This window comes from Mangrovibacillus cuniculi (assembly GCF_015482585.1).
Lineage (GTDB): Bacteria > Bacillota > Bacilli > Bacillales > R1DC41 > Mangrovibacillus > Mangrovibacillus cuniculi.
Genome location: NZ_CP049742.1, coordinates 1,739,010 through 1,752,355, shown reverse-complemented (window position 1 = coordinate 1,752,355; position 13,346 = coordinate 1,739,010). Strand labels below are relative to the sequence as shown.

Annotated in this window: 14 protein-coding genes and 1 riboswitch; of the genes, 13 read left to right on the top strand and 1 reads right to left on the bottom strand. The window is 38.6% G+C overall.

The window, feature by feature from the left end:
* From yihA to queF, 5 genes are all read left to right on the top strand, one after another.
* Complete coding sequence (yihA, locus tag G8O30_RS08955) at nt 1-582, top strand: ribosome biogenesis GTP-binding protein YihA/YsxC (RefSeq protein ID WP_239671752.1); 582 nt, start codon at nt 1-3, stop codon at nt 580-582.
* A gap of 577 nt (nt 583-1,159) precedes the next feature.
* Nucleotides 1,160-1,203, top strand: a riboswitch (PreQ1 riboswitch).
* 109 nt (nt 1,204-1,312) lie between these two features.
* A complete protein-coding gene (gene queC, locus G8O30_RS08950) occupies nt 1,313-1,969 on the top strand; it encodes a 7-cyano-7-deazaguanine synthase QueC (protein WP_239671751.1) in 657 nt (218 codons plus the stop codon).
* Complete coding sequence (gene queD, locus G8O30_RS08945; RefSeq protein WP_239671750.1) at nt 1,970-2,404, top strand: 6-carboxytetrahydropterin synthase QueD; 435 nt, start codon at nt 1,970-1,972, stop codon at nt 2,402-2,404. It abuts the gene before it with no gap.
* The gene (gene queE, locus G8O30_RS08940; RefSeq protein ID WP_239671749.1) at nt 2,401-3,126 is read left to right on the top strand and encodes a 7-carboxy-7-deazaguanine synthase QueE; all 726 of its coding nucleotides are present in this window, start codon (nt 2,401-2,403) and stop codon (nt 3,124-3,126) included. The genes queD and queE overlap by 4 nt, the downstream gene beginning before the upstream one ends.
* A gap of 1 nt (nt 3,127) precedes the next feature.
* Nucleotides 3,128-3,625, top strand: a complete 498-nt coding sequence (gene queF, locus G8O30_RS08935) for a preQ(1) synthase (RefSeq protein ID WP_239671748.1) — start codon at nt 3,128-3,130, stop codon at nt 3,623-3,625.
* 74 nt (nt 3,626-3,699) lie between these two features.
* Here queF and G8O30_RS08930 read toward each other — a convergent pair whose 3' ends face one another.
* Nucleotides 3,700-4,185 (bottom strand): LiaI-LiaF-like domain-containing protein, encoded by a 486-nt coding sequence (locus G8O30_RS08930; protein ID WP_239671747.1) that lies wholly within the window; start codon nt 4,183-4,185, stop codon nt 3,700-3,702.
* A gap of 240 nt (nt 4,186-4,425) precedes the next feature.
* Between G8O30_RS08930 and hemA the strand changes: the two genes are divergently transcribed.
* The 8 genes from hemA to ysxE all read left to right on the top strand — a co-directional run bounded on the left by hemA (nt 4,426) and on the right by ysxE (nt 13,091).
* Nucleotides 4,426-5,784: a glutamyl-tRNA reductase gene (gene hemA / locus G8O30_RS08925; protein ID WP_239671746.1), complete on the top strand. Its 1,359-nt coding sequence runs from the start codon at nt 4,426-4,428 to the stop codon at nt 5,782-5,784.
* A 14-nt stretch (nt 5,785-5,798) separates the two neighbouring features.
* Nucleotides 5,799-6,632, top strand: coding sequence for a cytochrome c biogenesis protein (locus G8O30_RS08920; protein WP_239671745.1), 834 nt, complete (start codon nt 5,799-5,801; stop codon nt 6,630-6,632).
* An 18-nt stretch (nt 6,633-6,650) separates the two neighbouring features.
* Nucleotides 6,651-7,586, top strand: a complete 936-nt coding sequence (hemC, locus tag G8O30_RS08915) for a hydroxymethylbilane synthase (protein WP_239671744.1) — start codon at nt 6,651-6,653, stop codon at nt 7,584-7,586.
* Nucleotides 7,583-8,338 (top strand): uroporphyrinogen-III synthase, encoded by a 756-nt coding sequence (locus G8O30_RS08910; RefSeq protein WP_239671743.1) that lies wholly within the window; start codon nt 7,583-7,585, stop codon nt 8,336-8,338. Before hemC ends, G8O30_RS08910 begins: the two co-directional genes overlap by 4 nt.
* A gap of 7 nt (nt 8,339-8,345) precedes the next feature.
* Nucleotides 8,346-9,326, top strand: a complete 981-nt coding sequence (hemB, locus tag G8O30_RS08905; RefSeq protein ID WP_239671742.1) for a porphobilinogen synthase — start codon at nt 8,346-8,348, stop codon at nt 9,324-9,326.
* Between the two features lie 28 nt (nt 9,327-9,354).
* Nucleotides 9,355-10,644 carry a glutamate-1-semialdehyde 2,1-aminomutase gene (hemL, locus tag G8O30_RS08900; protein ID WP_239671741.1) on the top strand — a complete coding sequence of 430 codons (1,290 nt, stop codon included), beginning with the start codon at nt 9,355-9,357 and terminating at the stop codon, nt 10,642-10,644.
* Between the two features lie 240 nt (nt 10,645-10,884).
* A complete protein-coding gene (gene spoVID, locus G8O30_RS08895) occupies nt 10,885-12,000 on the top strand; it encodes a stage VI sporulation protein D (RefSeq protein ID WP_239671740.1) in 1,116 nt (371 codons plus the stop codon).
* A gap of 65 nt (nt 12,001-12,065) precedes the next feature.
* Nucleotides 12,066-13,091 carry a spore coat protein YsxE gene (gene ysxE, locus G8O30_RS08890; protein WP_239671739.1) on the top strand — a complete coding sequence of 342 codons (1,026 nt, stop codon included), beginning with the start codon at nt 12,066-12,068 and terminating at the stop codon, nt 13,089-13,091.
* The last annotated feature ends 255 nt before the right edge of the window (nt 13,092-13,346 follow it).

The following is a 13,346-nucleotide window of genomic DNA, read 5'->3' as shown; positions in this document are numbered from 1 at the left end:
GTGAAAGTAAATCAAGTTGAATTAGTAATAAGTGCTGTTCGTCCGGAGCAATATCCAGACGAACAGTTACCGGAATTTGCGTTAGCAGGCCGATCAAATGTTGGTAAATCATCATTTATCAACAAAATGATCAATCGTAAGGCGCTTGCTAGAACATCTTCCAAACCTGGTAAAACACAGACGCTTAACTTTTACAAGATTGAAGAGTCTGTATACTTTGTCGATGTGCCAGGATACGGATACGCTAAAGTATCCAAATCTGAGCGTGCTGCATGGGGCAAAATGATTGAAACGTATTTCACGTCTCGAGAAGGCTTAAAAGCAGCCGTATTAGTTGTAGATTTACGTCATGCACCATCCAAAGATGACGTTATGATGTATGATTTCTTAAAGCATTATGATTTACCTTGTGTTGTGGTAGCAACGAAAGCGGATAAAATCCCTAAAGGTAAATGGGAAAAGCATAAGAAAGTCGTTCGCGAGACACTTGATTTGGCTAAGGGAGACGAGATCATCGTTTTCTCTTCTGAAACAGGACAAGGGAAAGATCAAGCTTGGAATGCATTAAAGTCACGTATGTAAGAAATAGCCGAGGAAACTTTTGTTTTCTCGGTTTTTTTTATGGGTATTTACATACGTAGTTGGAAATAACTTTGCGGAAAAACAAAAGAAGGGTAAAAACTGTGTAGGTGGTCTAAAAAAAGTTCCCGCGGTATAGCAAAACGCAGAAAAACTGAGTTAGGTATACCAGAGGAACGTCTCGCGATATAGCAGAAGGCAGGAAAACCGAGTTAGGTATACCAGAGGAGCGTCCCGCGGTATAGCAGAAGGTAGAAAAACCGAGTTAGGTATACCAGAGGAACGTCCTGCGATATAGCAGAAGGCAAGAAAACTGAGTTAGGTATACCAGAGGAATGTCCCGCGGTATAGCAGAAGACAGGAAAACTGAGTTAGGTATACTAGAGGGACGTCCCGCGGTATAGCAGAACCCAGCAAAACAAACTTAGGTATACCACAATACCGATTACGCTCTATAAAATTATATGTGTATGACATCAGACCTCCATGCTGGAATCCAACATTTACTCCTTGACGATTCCCCTAGTTATGGTATAGTTACACAGTGTAAAATCTCATAAGAAGTCTGTTGCTACTGGCAACAGGAGAGGTTCGCGAACTCCCTCTATAAAAAACTAGCAGGCCCATTGCCATCCGTGCATGTGGTCTCATTTTGCTACCCGTCTGTTCGCACTTGTCAGAGGGGTTTTTGGCGTTCTTGAATCTCGCCTTCTAATAAAGGAGCGAGGGATAAATGAAAAATCAGAAAGCGCTTGTTGTCTTTAGTGGAGGACAAGACAGTACAACTTGCCTGTTTTGGGCAATGAAGCAATTTAAAGAAGTGGAAGCAGTCACATTTAAATATGGACAACGTCATGAAGAAGAAATTCATGTTGCAAGACGAATTTGTGAGGACTTATCCATCAAGCATCATGAAATTGATATGAGTGTGTTAAGTCAGTTAACAAGCAATGCGTTAACGCGTCATGATCAAACGATAGAGACGGATGAAAAAGGTGTTCCTTCCACTTTTGTAGATGGAAGAAACCTTTTATTCTTAAGTTTTGCAGCCGTAATTGGAAGAACTATTAACGCTAAGCACATCGTTACAGGTGTATGTGAAACCGACTTCAGCGGATATCCAGATTGTCGTGATCAATTCATTAAGTCATTGAATGTAACGTTAAATCTTTCAATGGATGATCAATTTGTCATTCACACACCACTAATGTGGTTAACAAAAGAAGAGACGTGGGAACTAGCAGATCAGTTACATGCATTCGATTACGTTCGAAACAATACGTTAACGTGCTATAACGGAATTGTTGCAGATGGATGTGGTACATGTCCAGCTTGTGAACTTCGTAAAAATGGACTAGATGCTTACATGGCTCGAAAAGGAGTGATGTAAATGAATCAGTGGTATCCTTCTGTCATACATGACTATAGTTATGAATTAAACAAAGACTTTCAATTTGCTGCAGCTCATTATGTTCCACATGAGTCAGCGGGTGTTTGCCAGCGTGTTCATGGTCACACCTATTATGTAAACGTAACAGTAGCAGGCGATGACTTAGATCATGCAGGTTTCCTCATCGATTTTAAGCAATTAAAAAATTGGGTACATGATCGATTTGATCACCAATTATTAAATGAAGATCCTTTATTTAACAATGAAGATTCAAACCGTTTTCCAACTACAGAAGTAATGGCAAGAACAATTTGGGAAATCATTGAGACGAATTTACAAAAGCTTGATCATCAACCAACTTGCGTGCAAGTAATTGTTCGTGAGACACCAACGAGTTATGTTATTTACCGACCGAAGAAGGAGGTAAATAAATGAAGCTTCCTGTTCTAGAGATTTTCGGGCCAACCATTCAAGGAGAAGGAATGATGGCGGGTAAAAAAACGATGTTTGTGAGAACAGCAGGTTGTGACTACTCGTGTGCTTGGTGCGACTCTGCTTTTACCTGGGACGGTTCAGCCAAGGAAGAAATCATTCAAATGTCTCCTGAAGAAGTTGTGAATGAACTAGAGAGAATCGGTCAATCAGCATTCTCCCACGTAACTATTTCAGGTGGTAATCCTGGATTGCTTAAAAATATGGGTGCCTTAATATCTCTACTTCATTCAAAAGGAATCGAAGTAGGGTTGGAAACACAAGGTAGTCGTTATCAAGATTGGTTTTGTGAGGTAGATCAACTAACGCTCTCTCCTAAGCCGCCTTCATCTAAAATGGATACGAACTGGGATACACTTGATCTCATTGTGAATGAATTGGTGACTCACAAAAGAATTCATCACACTTCACTAAAAGTGGTGATATTTAACGAAGAAGATCTTGCTTATGCAAAGACCGTGCATCAACGTTATCCTCAGTTCTCTTTTTACTTACAACCAGGAAACGATGACGTGTTAAGTACAGATGATACAAAAATTAAATTACGTTTACTAGAATGTTATGAATGGTTAATAGATCAAGTGGTTCAAGAAAAGGAATGGAACGATGTAACCGTATTACCACAATTACATGCCCTAGTATGGGGTAACAAACGAGGTGTCTAACATGAGTGGAAGAGTGGATCAAGAATTAGAAGGTGTAACATTGTTAGGTAATCAAGGAACAGACTATGTATTCTCTTATAATCCTAAGGTGTTAGAAACATTTGATAATAAACATCAAGGTAGAGATTACTTTGTTAAATTTAATTGTCCAGAGTTTACTTCTTTATGTCCTAAAACAAATCAACCTGACTTTGCGACAATCTACATTAGTTACATCCCAAATATCAAAATGGTAGAGAGTAAATCATTAAAACTTTATCTGTTTAGTTTCCGTAATCATGGTGACTTCCATGAAGACTGCATGAATATCATTATGAATGATTTAATCGAATTAATGGATCCCCATTATATTGAAGTATGGGGTAAATTTACCCCTCGCGGTGGAATCTCCATCGATCCGTATACGAATTATGGACGTCCGGGAACAAAGTATGAAGAAATGGCGAATTACCGTTTAATGAATCATGATTTATATCCGGAGACAATTACGAATAGGTAAAGAGAAAAGACAGGGAGAGAAGTAGTGATTACTTTTCTCCCTGTCTTTTTTGTTACGTGACCAGAAACAATCCATTATTTCCTCTTCCAAACAAGCAATCCTAGTCCAATGATTACAAGCAGAATTGGCCAGAAGTTTGTGATAAGAATAACGCCTTCTCCTAAAATACCAAACCAAGCCATAACAGTTTCATAAAATAAAAGCAGGATGGAGATAACTAAGAACAAAGCACCTTGAAACATTCCGTTACCAGTTTTTTGGTATCGTAATAGAAACGCAAGGGCGATAATTAAGATAAGAATTCCTATATTATTAGGCCAAATCGTCAATTTATTTACAACATGAAAATGAATGCCGAAACCAACTAAAATGACTCCTGGGAAAATCGATTCGTGGTCTCTTGCCCAATATCCTTGAGCTAAAAAAGCAGCTCCAATTATTAGCAGCAATGTTGGCCATAGTAGAAAGGTAGAAGCAAAACTGTATGATGATTGTTGTAAATAAAAGTAGAGTCCAAATCCTATTAGAATAATACCAGGGAATATTCGTTGACCTTTCATGACACGCTTCCTTTCTCTCAAACAAACAGCTTGAATTCATGTTACAAGTTTGTTACGCTGATAGAAGTGTAATTCTTGATATAGCAACAATGGAAGTGTTTTCACATTGCGAAGAATTTTCACGTTTAAATCCTTATCATCTTAACATATCTTTCATTTTCTGTTCACATTTATCGCCTCAGTAAGCGGTGAAACGTGTTATACTATTTATAATGATTCTAATTGGGGGTGACGGAGTACATGCATATCATCGTTGTCGGGGTAAATTATAAAACCGCGCCCGTGGAAATTCGCGAAAAGTTATCGTTCGTCGAATCAACATTGGGACATGCAATGGAAACGTTAAAAGAGAAAAAATCGATACTAGAAAATGTCATCGTTTCTACTTGTAACCGCACAGAAATTTATGCGGTAGTAGATCAATTGCATACAGGTCGATATTATATTAAAGATTTCTTAGCTTCATGGTTTGATATTCCAAAAGAGGAATTCACACCATATTTGTTTATTTATGAAGGCGACGGAGCCATTGAACACTTAATGAAAGTATCTTGTGGCTTAGACTCTATGGTCGTTGGAGAAACACAAATTTTAGGACAAGTACGTAAAAGTTTCTTAACAGGACAAGAACTAGAGTCTACAGGTACGGTGTTTAATCATTTATTTAAGCAAGCAGTCACATTAGCCAAAAAAGCACATTCAGAAACAGACATTGCTTCTAGTGCTGTTTCTGTTAGTTATGCAGCAGTTGAGTTAGCAAAGAAGATATTTGGTGACCTTTCTACTAGAAATGTGTTAGTTCTAGGTGCTGGTAAAATGGGTGAACTTGCTATCCAGAATCTGCATGGTAGCGGAGTGAAAAAAGTTACTGTATTGAATCGTACTTTTGAAAAAGCGGAAGCACTTGCTAATCGTTTTGACGGAGAAGCCAAAACACTTGCAGAACTTCAATGTGCGCTAATCGAAGCGGATATTGTAATAAGTTCGACGGGTGCTAGCAATTACCTGCTTACAAAAGAATTAATTCAAGATGTAGAACGCATCCGCAAAGGACGTCCTTTATTCTTAGTGGATATTGCTGTACCTCGTGATATGGATCCGGCAATTGGCGAATTAGAGTCTGCTTTCCTTTACGACATTGACGATCTTGAAGGTATTGTACAAGCTAATTTAGCTGAACGTCAAAAAGCAGCAGAAGAAATTTATATGATGATTGAAGAAGAACTCGTTCTTTTCCACGATTGGTTATCTACTTTAGGAGTAGTTCCAGTTATTTCAGCTCTTCGCAAGAAAGCATTAGCTATACAAGCAGAGACGATGAATAGCATAGAGCGTAAGCTTCCTCAATTGTCAGATCGTGAAAGGAAAGTTCTTTCCAAGCATACGAAAAGTATTATTAATCAACTATTAAAGGATCCGATCTTGCATGCAAAAGAGCTTGCAGCTGGACCTAACGCAGATTATGACTTAGAGTTATTTAAGCGAATTTTCCAGATTGAAGAACTCGTAGAATTAGAAAAAGAACCTAAAGTGTCGAAACAAAAAGTAGTGACAGAAGTCAAACCTGTCACGATTGTAGAGCCGTCTTTACAGGCGTAAAGGAGACATTGCTCATGCTAGACGAACTACTCGCACGACTTCATGAAGGTATGGTCATACTCTACGCACTATGTATTCTTTTATATTTTATTGATTTTGTTCAAAATGACCAGAAGGTGAATCGAATTGCCTTCTGGCTTCTTGCTATTGTTTGGGTTTTACAATCGTCCTTTTTAGCATTATATATGATAGATACTGGAAGATTCCCAGTCTTAACAATTTTTGAAGGACTCTATTTTTATGCTTGGGTGTTAGTGACTCTTTCATTGGCAATCAATAGAATGTTACGTGTAGATTTCACTGTTTTCTTCACAAATATTTTAGGGTTTGTCATTATGGTCATCCATACATTTGCACCAGTCCAAGTTCATTCAGAAGCAATTAGTGAGTTTCTGCGTTCTGAATTATTAGTCATTCACGTGACAATGGCCTTTATTTCTTACGGAGCATTCACGCTATCATTTGTCTTCTCTTTGCTGTACTTAATTCAATATAAATGGCTAAAAGAAAAACGTTGGAATAAGCGCTTGCAAAGACTAACAGATCTTCAGCGGTTAGAAACATTGTCTTATTGGTCTACCATTATTGGAGTTCCGATGCTGCTTTTAAGTTTAATTTTAGGATTGCAATGGTCTGTTATTTCATTAGATGGTGTGCCGTGGTTTGATAGTAAAATCATTGGTTCATTTTTTGTGTTACTCTTATATGGATGGATTATCTATTTAAGGTTACGTAAAGGAATATTTGGAAAGCGATTGGCGATGTGGAATAGCGCTGCATTTTTGTTCGTGTTAATTAATTTTTTAACAACAAGTAGACTATCTACTTTCCATGTATGGTATTCCTAAAGTGTAGGGGGAAGAAAGATGAGAAAAACAATTCACGTAGGTTCTAGAAGAAGTAAACTAGCTTTAACGCAAACAAATTGGGTAATGGATCAACTAAAGAAAATCGATCCTTCTATTGATTTTACCTTAACGGAAATTGTCACTAAAGGGGATCGTATCCTAGATGTTACACTTTCTAAAGTTGGTGGGAAAGGTTTGTTTGTGAAAGAAATTGAACAAGCGCTCTTAGATAAAAAAATAGATATCGCTATTCATAGCATGAAAGATATGCCCGCGGAATTACCTGATGGTCTTACGATAGGGTGTATCCCTGTTCGCGAAGACCCTCGAGATGCCTTGATTTCAAAAGATCATCTGACGTTAGAAAACTTACCAACAGGTGCTGTAATTGGAACTAGTAGTTTAAGAAGAGGCGCACAATTAGTTCATATTCGTCCAGACCTAGAGATTAAATGGATTCGTGGAAACATTGATACTAGATTAGAAAAGCTACAGTCTGGAGAATATGATGCAATCATTCTTGCTGCTGCTGGTTTATCTCGTATGGGTTGGTCGCAAGATGTTGTAACAGAATATTTAGAGCCAATTCAATGTGTTCCGGCTGTTGGTCAAGGTGCACTAGCAATTGAGTGTCGTTCTGATGATACAGAGCTGCTACAACTATTAGAAAAGTTCACTAACCATGAGACGTCTCTTGCTGTTACTGCAGAACGTGCTTTCTTAAAAGACATGGATGGTGGGTGCCAAGTTCCTATCGCTGGATATGCAACTGTTAATGGAGAACAAATTACCTTAACTGCGTTAGTTGGCTCTCCAAAAGGTGAGACAATTTTAAAAGAAGTTGTAACCGGTTCTGACCCAGTGCAAATCGGAAAAGAAGCAGCGAAACTTATTTCAGCGCAAGGCGGATACGATTTAATTCAACAAGTGAAAAAAGAGTTAGAAAAAGAATGAGTAAGGAGAAGCGACCTGCGTTAATTATTACGGCACAAGCTTCTCGAGCGTCAGAATGGGTGCAGTCAGCATGGGACCACTCAGATAAGTGGGTCCCATATGCTGCTCCTCTTATACAAACTACTAGTAATCAAGTTTACATAGCAGATGATGAAGTGAAAAAAGCAGATTGGATTATGTTCACGAGCCAAACCGCGGTGGAGGTTTTCTTTTCTACGATTAATACTGCTGTTCTACAAAACTACACAGGAAAATGGGCAGTCGTTGGTTCCAAAACAAAGCTTGCCTTAGAATCACATGGGGTTATCCCAGATTTTGTCCCAACTTTGTATTCTCGAAAATTACTAGTGACGGAGTTCTTGGAGACGAATAATGTGCCACAACGAATTCTTTTTCCTAGAGGAAATAAAGCAAATTTGGATACAATAGAGACGTTGCAACTAGCTGGACATAAGGTGAATGAATTGGTGCTATATAAAACGGTTGAACAAGATAATAGTAGTCAACTAAACGATATCATTCAAAATCATTCCGCAACGTACTTGTTTTTTGCAAGTCCAACGGCTGTTACTAGTTTTGTCAGACAAGCGCATAAGATTACAATTCCAACGTTGCATCAACTTTTTTTTATTCCTATTGGTGATACAACAGCAGAAGCGTTAACGGCAAAAGAGCTTCCCGTTCTTTTTGTTCCTTCTAATTTCACATTTCTTCATGCATTAAGTGAATTACAACAATTTTTAAGGAGTTGACAAGGAGATGGAAAAATTACAGTTTGACCGTCATCGTCGTTTACGTAACAGTGCAGCGATGCGTTCATTAGTGCGCGAAACACATTTACATACATCCGATTTAATTTATCCACTATTTGTAGTAGAAGGAGAAAATATTCGTTCAGCTGTTCCTTCTATGCCTGGAGTGGAACACATTAGCTTAGATTTATTAGAAGAAGAAATTTCAGGACTAGTAAAACGAGGCATCTTATCTATCATTCTGTTCGGTGTTCCAGCTCATAAGGATGCAGTAGGTTCGCAAGCATACGCGACAGAAGGTATTGTGCAGCGTGCTACTAGAGTGGTCAAAGAAGCATATCCTGAAATGGTGGTTATAGCTGATACTTGTTTATGTCAGTACACAGACCATGGACATTGTGGAGTTATTCATGAAGGGTATGTTGATAACGATGAGACATTAACGCTACTAGCTAAAACTGCTGTCAGTCAAGCGGAAGCAGGTGCTGATATAATTGCACCTTCTAATATGATGGACGGATTTGTTGCAGCAATTCGCAAAGGATTAGATGAAGCGGGCTACGTAAACACGCCAATTATGTCTTATGCTGTAAAATATGCAAGTAGCTTTTATGGACCTTTCCGTGATGCAGCTCACAGTACACCACAATTTGGGGATCGCAAAACATACCAAATGGACCCTGCCAATCGCCTGGAAGCACTGCGTGAAGCGGAATCGGATATGGCAGAAGGAGCAGATTTCTTTATTGTCAAACCTGCTTTATCCTACCTAGATATCATGCGCGAAGTGAAAGATTTTACGAAACGCCCAGTGGTTGCCTACAATGTTAGTGGTGAATACTCCATGGTAAAAGCAGCTGCGCAAAACGGTTGGGTGGATGAAAAAGCGATAGTACTAGAAAAATTAACTTCCATGAAGCGTGCAGGTGCAGATCTAATTATTACCTACCATGCAAAAGACGTTGCCGATTGGTTACAAGAAAGTTAATCGTTATAAATTTGTAGGAGGTAATCTCATGAGATATGAACGTTCAAAAGAAGCATTTCTAGAAGCGAAAGAACTAATGCCAGGCGGTGTAAACTCCCCTGTTCGTGCGATGAAATCAGTAAATATGGATCCTATTTTCATGGAAAAAGGGAAAGGCTCTAAAATTACGGACATTGATGGTAATACATATGTAGACTATGTGTTATCATGGGGGCCTCTGATCTTAGGTCATGCGGATGATCAAGTGGTTCAAGCGATTCAAGCTGTCGCAGAAAAAGGGACAAGCTTTGGAGCACCGACAGTCATTGAAAATGATTTAGCTAAATTAGTCCAAGATCGCGTACCTTCCATTGAGATGGTTCGAATGGTTTCTTCTGGTACAGAGGCCACGATGAGTGCACTACGCCTTGCTCGTGGATACACTGGTCGTAACAAAATAATGAAGTTTGAAGGATGTTACCATGGCCATGGTGATTCTTTATTAATCAAAGCTGGGTCTGGAGTTGCAACACTGGGCTTACCAGATTCTCCTGGTGTACCTGAATCTATTGCGCAAAATACAATTACGGTTCCTTACAATGACTTAGATAGCGTGAAACTTGCTTTTGATCAGTTTGGTGATGATCTAGCAGCGGTTATCGTGGAACCAGTAGCGGGGAACATGGGAGTAGTACCTCCAAACCATGGTTTCCTAGAAGGTTTAAGGGAAATTACGGAGCAACATGGTACTGTCTTAATCTTTGATGAAGTAATGACAGGTTTCCGAGTTGCATATAACTGTGCCCAAGGTCACTACGGTGTGAAACCAGACTTAACATGTCTAGGGAAAGTAATTGGTGGAGGTCTACCTGTTGGAGCATATGGTGGTAAACGTGAAATCATGGAGCAAATTGCCCCAAGTGGAACGATTTATCAAGCTGGAACACTATCGGGTAACCCACTAGCTATGACTGCTGGTTTTGAAACGCTTCGTCAACTAACGCCTGAGACGTATAATCGTTTTGACGAGATGTGCGATATGCTAGAAAATGGTATTAGTGCTTCTGCAGAGAAGTACGATATTCCAGTAAGTTTCAACCGTGCAGGCTCCATGTTCGGAGTATTCTTTACAGACAAACCAGTGCGAAATTACGATGATGCTAAAACATGTGACTTGGCATTCTTTGCAAATTACTATCGTGAAATGGCGCTAAACGGAGTATCGTTACCACCTTCTCAATTCGAAGGAATGTTCTTATCCACAGCTCATACGGATGAAGACATTGCCTTTACATTGGAAGCAGTAGAAAAGTCATTTGCAACTTTGGCGAAGAAGTAAATAACAGTTTAGATATTTTAGTGGACCTTATTTAAGGTCCACTTTTTCTTTGTACAGGAAAGTAGAAATAAAATAAATGCAGTGAAAATGATTTTTTGAAAAATTCTTGTGCAGTCACTTTTGGTTTTAAAATCCCTAACACTATTTTCCAAAAAAATGAATGTAATATATGATTCTCCTCCCTCATACATTGATAAGGACAATACTGAATGGAATTGTAGCTTGGGAGGAGGAATTATATTGTCACAAGAACAATCATATTTACGTGTAACTCTGGAAGAAACAGTATGGTTCAAAAGAGGACAGGAAGTAGAAGAACTTCAATCCATTTCTTTGGATCCTAATATAACCATCACGGAGCAAGAACACTACTACGTAATTCGTGGGATTCTAGAACTTACTGGGGAGTACGCGCGAAACCAAGAAGAACAAGAAGAATATTCAGAAGAAGCAGAGAAAACGGTTCAGTATGTAGAAAAGACAGAATACAGAGAAGACGGTACATGCTATATTGAACATCCATTTCCTATTGATATCGCTATTCCAAAAACAAGAGTAGCGAATACAAATGATGTGGACGTATCCATTGCTTCATTTGATTATTCATTTCCAGAAAAAGCGTGCCTACGTGTACAAGCGGAACTAATGATTGAAGGAGTTAAAGATGAGAACTATTTTCCAGTAGGACTGAACGAAGAAGTAAATCAATCCTATGAGGATTTCCGTGGAACAGCTTATGCTGAACCAGAAGCAGATACGGAAGTGGAAGTAGAAGTAGAGCTTGCGCACGATGAAGAAGTGCAAGAGCCTGCGGAAGATAGCCCATACTTCTATACAGAAGCTCGTAAAGTCGCTGAAGCAACTCCAGCGGAAGATACAGAAGAAGTGTACGTTCAATATGATCAAAACTATCAAGAGCAAGAACCACCTGCCTATCAAGAACGTGATGATAAAGAGTATATGTTTGACTTAGATCTATTTGAAGAAGAAGAAGAATCTTCTAGTAGCCCAGATGTAGAAAAGCCCTATGTATATCCGGAAGCTTCCAAAGAAGAAGAAGTGCAAGAAGATGAAGAGAGTAGCCCTTTAATGTTAGATGTCAAAGCATCGAAATCAAAGAAAGAAGAGTCTATTTCTCTAACAGATTTCTTTGCTCGTAAACAAGAGGAGCAATCTACTAGATTACGAATTTGCATTGTGCAACAAGGAGAGGAACTACAAACTATTGCAGATCGTTATAAAGTTCCCTCCCATGCTATTGCAAAGGCAAATGAACTTGGAGAAGATGAGTATCTGAAAGAAGGTCAAGTGCTAACGATTCCAAGTACAAGTAACATTTATTCGTTTAAACAATAGCTGGAACGAAACAAAGCAAGGGGAGATAGCTCTCCTTGCTTTTTCTTCAAAAGGTGGGGCTAAGCATGTCTTCAACACAAGATAATTCCAATAGAATTGGATCTGTGCTTCAAGCGTATGGGTTAGAAGCGCAATTTTTAGAAAAAAGAGACTGCGTATATAAGGTGTACGCTCGTTCAGGGAACTATATTTTGAAAGAGATTCCTGCTAAAGTAGGGTTAGATTTTGTTCGAAATATTCATTTTATGGCGCAAAAAGGATTCCAAAGATTAGTGCCAGTATTTCCAACACTAGATGGCAGATATGGTGTTCTTGATGGAACAACACTCTATTATTTAATGCCCTTTGTTATGAATGAAAGATTAGAAGAACGACAAGAAAAAATGGATAAAATGCTGAAGGAATTAGCAAGGTTACACCTACTATCTGTGAAAGAAGAAACTGTTTCAAAGGAAGATCGTGAACATCACTTTCAAGTTTTAGATGGAGAATGGGAAAAAGAGAATGACTTTCTAGAAACATTTTTAAAAGAGTGTGAAGAAGAGTGGTATCCATCTCCTTTCCAACTTCAATTTCTAACATTTTATCTAGATGTTTCACAAGCGTTAAAATATGCTAGAAATAAATTAGAGGAATGGTTTGAAGAATCAAAAGAAAATGAAAAAGTACGAACTGTGTTAGTGCACGGAAAGGTAAACTTAGACCATTTTTTATTTGATGAAAAAGGGTTAGGTTTCTTCACAAGTTTTGAAAGATCTGTCTATGGTTCTCCTTCTCATGATTTATTACCATTTATCTATCAAGTAGTAGATACTCCGATGAAACCACACGAAGATTTACTTTTTGCTCTGCAAAGCTATTTTTCTCATTTTCCTTTGAAAAAAGAAGAATTGCTCTTGTTCCAGGCATACTTAGCGCATCCTGGAAAATTGACTACAGTTGTCCAGCAGTATCATGCGAAGGAACATCGACGTAACGAGATGAAGTATGTCCAAAGGTTGCAGAATAGCTACTGGAGACTGAAGAATATTGAGTACATTGTGATGCGTTTGGAAGAAATAGAGAAGCAAAAAGAAGAACAAAACGGATAAAAAGGAGCCCACCAATGCTGGAGGTTTCCTTTTTTTGTTACGTGAATCGTAACAACTAATCGTTAGCCACGTGATGTGGCTCGCTCTTAGATGAGTCTCCTTTAGGGATCATTTTGTTTACCAGTGGACGCCAAAGGAGAAAACAGAGTGTTAGGATCCCTTGGTAGTATATATAATAAACACTATCTAATGAATAAATTTTCAGCCCAATTTTAAATGCTAATGAATTGAAGGTTGACGAATGTGGCTATAATT

What these genes read in the sequence shown, in the direction of transcription:
- queC (WP_239671751.1), top strand. Translation starts at nt 1,313, where the DNA reads ATGAAAAATCAGAAAGCGCTTGTTGTCTTTAGTGGAGGACAAGACAGT.
- queD (WP_239671750.1), top strand. Translation starts at nt 1,970, where the DNA reads ATGAATCAGTGGTATCCTTCTGTCATACATGACTATAGTTATGAATTA.
- queE (WP_239671749.1), top strand. Translation starts at nt 2,401, where the DNA reads ATGAAGCTTCCTGTTCTAGAGATTTTCGGGCCAACCATTCAAGGAGAA.
- queF (WP_239671748.1), top strand. Translation starts at nt 3,128, where the DNA reads ATGAGTGGAAGAGTGGATCAAGAATTAGAAGGTGTAACATTGTTAGGT.
- G8O30_RS08930 (WP_239671747.1), bottom strand. Translation starts at nt 4,185, where the DNA reads ATGAAAGGTCAACGAATATTCCCTGGTATTATTCTAATAGGATTTGGA.
- hemA (WP_239671746.1), top strand. Translation starts at nt 4,426, where the DNA reads ATGCATATCATCGTTGTCGGGGTAAATTATAAAACCGCGCCCGTGGAA.
- G8O30_RS08920 (WP_239671745.1), top strand. Translation starts at nt 5,799, where the DNA reads ATGCTAGACGAACTACTCGCACGACTTCATGAAGGTATGGTCATACTC.
- hemC (WP_239671744.1), top strand. Translation starts at nt 6,651, where the DNA reads ATGAGAAAAACAATTCACGTAGGTTCTAGAAGAAGTAAACTAGCTTTA.
- G8O30_RS08910 (WP_239671743.1), top strand. Translation starts at nt 7,583, where the DNA reads ATGAGTAAGGAGAAGCGACCTGCGTTAATTATTACGGCACAAGCTTCT.
- hemB (WP_239671742.1), top strand. Translation starts at nt 8,346, where the DNA reads ATGGAAAAATTACAGTTTGACCGTCATCGTCGTTTACGTAACAGTGCA.
- hemL (WP_239671741.1), top strand. Translation starts at nt 9,355, where the DNA reads ATGAGATATGAACGTTCAAAAGAAGCATTTCTAGAAGCGAAAGAACTA.
- ysxE (WP_239671739.1), top strand. Translation starts at nt 12,066, where the DNA reads ATGTCTTCAACACAAGATAATTCCAATAGAATTGGATCTGTGCTTCAA.